This window comes from Mesorhizobium sp. M4A.F.Ca.ET.020.02.1.1 (assembly GCF_004022645.1).
In the GTDB taxonomy this organism is placed as follows: Bacteria; Pseudomonadota; Alphaproteobacteria; order Rhizobiales; family Rhizobiaceae; genus Mesorhizobium.
In genome coordinates this window covers 1-3,290 of the sequence record NZ_RZOI01000670.1, presented here as the reverse complement: position 1 = coordinate 3,290, position 3,290 = coordinate 1, and the positions used below count along the sequence as shown (strand labels likewise).

The following is a 3,290-nucleotide window of genomic DNA, read 5'->3' as shown; positions in this document are numbered from 1 at the left end:
GGGCTCCACCCTCTCCCCGCCGACGCGCGAGGACTGCGACATCGCCATCCTGTTCATCGAGACCTCGGGTTGCCTGCCGATGTGCGGCCACGGCACCATCGGCACCGTCACAATGGCGATCGAGCATGGGCTGGTGACGCCGAAGACACCGGGCGTGCTGCGGTTGGACACGCCGGCCGGCCTGGTCGTCGCGGAGTACAAACAGGTCGGCGAGTATGTCGAGGAGGTGCGCATCACCAACGTGCCGTCCTTCCTCTACGCGGAAGGCCTGACGGTCGAATGCCCCGGCCTCGGCGAGATCAGCGTCGACGTCGCCTATGGCGGCAATTTCTACGCCATCGTCGAGCCGCAGGCGAACTATCGCGACATGGCCGACCATTCGGCCGGCGACCTCATCGCCTGGAGCCCGGTTGTGCGGCAGCGGCTCAACGAGAAGTACTCCTTCGTGCATCCGGAAAGCCCCGGCATCAACCGGCTGTCGCACATGCTGTGGACCGGCAAGCCAACCAATCCGGAAGCCGATGCGCGCAATGCCGTGTTCTATGGCGACAAGGCGATAGACCGCTCGCCTTGCGGCACCGGCACCTCGGCGCGCATGGCGCAGCTGCACGCCAAGGGCAAGCTCAAGGTCGGCGACAGCTTTGTCCACGAATCGATCATCGGCTCGCTGTTCAAGGGCAGGGTCGAAAAGGAAGTCGTCGTCGCGGACAAGCCGGCGATCGTCCCTTCGATCGGCGGCTGGGCGCGGATGACCGGGTTGAACACCATCTTCATCGACGACCGCGATCCGTTCGCGCACGGGTTCATCGTCACGTGACGCCGTCGCTGCTCGAGGGCGTCAGGCTTCCTCGCCGTTCGTCGAGACCTGATCGCGGAACCAGTCGGCGAAGGTGATTTCGGCGGCCGAGGGTTGCGCCGACATCGTCAGGTAGTAGCCTTTGTCCTTGTCGGTCGCGATGTCGGAGACGACGACGAGATCGCCGCGCCGCAGTTCCTCGCGAAAAACCTCGATCGGGCAAAGCGCGACGCCGTGGCCGGCGATGACGGCCGTCGCCAATATGTTGAAATCGGCGAAGACGGGCCCGTTGCCGACATCGGCCCCGGCCATGCCGGATTGCGAGAACCATTCGCGCCAGCCGTGACGCGTCTCGTCATGCAAAAGCTCCGCCGCGGCAATCTCCGCCGGCGACCCGAGCCGGCCCTTGCGCGCCAGATAATGCGGGCTGCAGGCGGGCCGGCTTATGCGGGAAAAGAGCTTGAGGCTGGTGGCCTTGGGAGACGGGTCCGCGCCGAGCGTGATCAGGATGTCGTTGTCATCGTCTTCGAGTCGGTCCTCGGCCTTTGCATAGGCGACGCGGATCGCAATCTCGGGGTGACGCGCGGTGAAGTCCGGCAGGCGCGGCACCAGCCATCGGCTGGCAATGGATGGAATGCAGCCCACGGACAGCGATGCGACGGCCGCGTTTCTGCGGATGCGCCGGCAAGCGGCCGCAAGGTCGGAGAGCGCCGCGTTCGCCGAGGCCTGCAGGCTGAGGCCGGCATCGGTCAAGCGAACCTTGCGGGCATCCCGGTGGAACAGGGGCACGCCCAACCATTCCTCCAGCCGCCTGATCTGATGGCTGATCGCTGGATGGGTGACATGCAGCTCCTCGCCGGCGGCCGAGAAGCTGAGATGGCGCGCGGCGGCCTCGAAAGCGCGGATGGCGTTCAGCGGCAGATAGTCCATCTGTAAATTATTCTAATGCATCCAATGAAATTCGATCATTTGAAACCCGCCTCGGGTCGCGACATTCTGAAGGCTGCTTCGAATGCTGATCCAGAAAATAACAGCCAAAACAGCGCGAAGCCAGGTCAATCCGCCGTCGTCGTCGTTCCACGCCTTTCATAGAGAGAGAATGCCATGTTCACCAGGCAATTGGCCGATGTAGAAAAAACTGACTTCTTCGTCGACTGGGGCAACGGCACCAGCCACCGGCTGCTGACCCAGAGGGACGGCATGGGATTCACCGTCTGTCATACCGTGGTGCGGGCAGGGAGCGAGTCGCGCCTGCAATACCGGCGGCATCTCGAAGCCTGCTATTGCATTTCCGGCAGCGGCGAAGTCGAGGACATGTCCGGCGCCATCCATCGCATTGAGCCCGGAACCATCTACGTGCTCGATGCGCACGACGATCACTATCTGCGCGCCGACGGCGCTGGCGACATGGTGCTGGTCAGCGTCTTCAATCCGCCGCTCAACGGCACTGAACGGCACAGTCTGAGTGGCGAAGGCGGCTCCGCCTACTGAATTTCGCGCCCGGAACCACCACGGCGAGCAGGGCCGCTGGGGCACGCCGGCTCGCCGTCACATAAGTGTCATATCAGAAGAATCCCGAACGCTGTAGAAGGAGCGGATGCGCGAAACGCACGACTATCGGTGGCGCAAGAAATCTTCTCATCACCTAATCTTGACGGCGATTTCTTCGAAACTACGCGCATCATGCGGCTGAATCGTCAAAGACATTGCGTTATGCCAATGATAGGGTCCGCGATAGTCCAGGGGTCGGATAGCGAAAAACGGGCAATCGGACGGCGTGCTTCCAAAACACGCGAGGCGATTGAAAAATCACGTTGCAATCCGGGCTCGAAACTTTACGACTAGGGGAAATACGAAAAGGGAGTGCGACCCGGAAGCGGGCGACATTCCAGGGGAGCCACGGCAGTATGCAATACTTCGTCCAGCAGCTTATCAACGGGCTGACGCTGGGATCGATCTATGGGCTGATCGCGATCGGCTACACGATGGTCTACGGCATCATCGGCATGATCAATTTCGCCCATGGCGACATCTTCATGGTCGGGGCCTTCACCGCCCTCATCGTCTTCCTCATTCTCGGCGCGCTGTTCTATTCGGTGCCGGTCGTCATCGCGCTCCTGATCATGATGATCGTGGCGATGCTGTTGACCAGTCTCTACAACTGGACGATCGAGAAGGTGGCTTACCGACCGCTGCGCGGATCGTTCCGGCTGGCGCCGCTGATCACCGCGATCGGCATGTCGATCGCGCTGTCGAATTTCGTCCAGGTGACGCAAGGCCCACGCAACAAGCCGATCCCGCCGCTGGTCAGCCAGGTCTACACGTTCGCGGGCGTTAGCGTGTCGCTGAAGCAGATCATTATCGTGCTGGTCACGGTGGTGCTGCTGGCGCTGTTCTGGTACCTGGTCAACAGGACGGCGCTGGGCCGGGCGCAGCGCGCCTGCGAGCAGGACCGCAAGATGGCCGCGCTGCTCGGCATCGACGTCGACCGCAC

Annotated in this window: 4 protein-coding genes; 3 read left to right on the top strand and 1 reads right to left on the bottom strand. The window is 62.5% G+C overall.

Annotated features, from left to right (window positions below; genetic code table 11):
• Nucleotides 1–817: 4-hydroxyproline epimerase (locus EN742_RS29030; RefSeq protein WP_128333561.1), on the top strand; the 817-nt coding region annotated here is incomplete at its 5' end.
• Nucleotides 818–838: 21 nt separating this feature from the next.
• On the opposite strand, the gene EN742_RS29025 is transcribed toward EN742_RS29030, so the two are convergent.
• The gene (locus tag EN742_RS29025) at nucleotides 839–1,726 is read right to left on the bottom strand and encodes a LysR substrate-binding domain-containing protein (protein ID WP_126057819.1); all 888 of its coding nucleotides are present in this window, start codon (nucleotides 1,724–1,726) and stop codon (nucleotides 839–841) included.
• Nucleotides 1,727–1,900: 174 nt separating this feature from the next.
• Between EN742_RS29025 and EN742_RS29020 the strand changes: the two genes are divergently transcribed.
• Both EN742_RS29020 and EN742_RS29015 read left to right on the top strand, forming a co-directional pair.
• Complete coding sequence (locus EN742_RS29020; protein ID WP_126057820.1) at nucleotides 1,901–2,287, top strand: ectoine synthase; 387 nt, start codon at nucleotides 1,901–1,903, stop codon at nucleotides 2,285–2,287.
• Nucleotides 2,288–2,703: 416 nt separating this feature from the next.
• Nucleotides 2,704–3,290, top strand: a 587-nt coding sequence (locus tag EN742_RS29015) for a branched-chain amino acid ABC transporter permease (protein WP_148670335.1), incomplete at its 3' end; no start/stop codon positions are given.

Excerpts from the sequence above, each read along its gene's own strand:
- EN742_RS29025 (WP_126057819.1), bottom strand. The coding sequence starts at position 1,726 with ATGGACTATCTGCCGCTGAACGCCATCCGCGCTTTCGAGGCCGCCGCG.
- EN742_RS29020 (WP_126057820.1), top strand. The coding sequence starts at position 1,901 with ATGTTCACCAGGCAATTGGCCGATGTAGAAAAAACTGACTTCTTCGTC.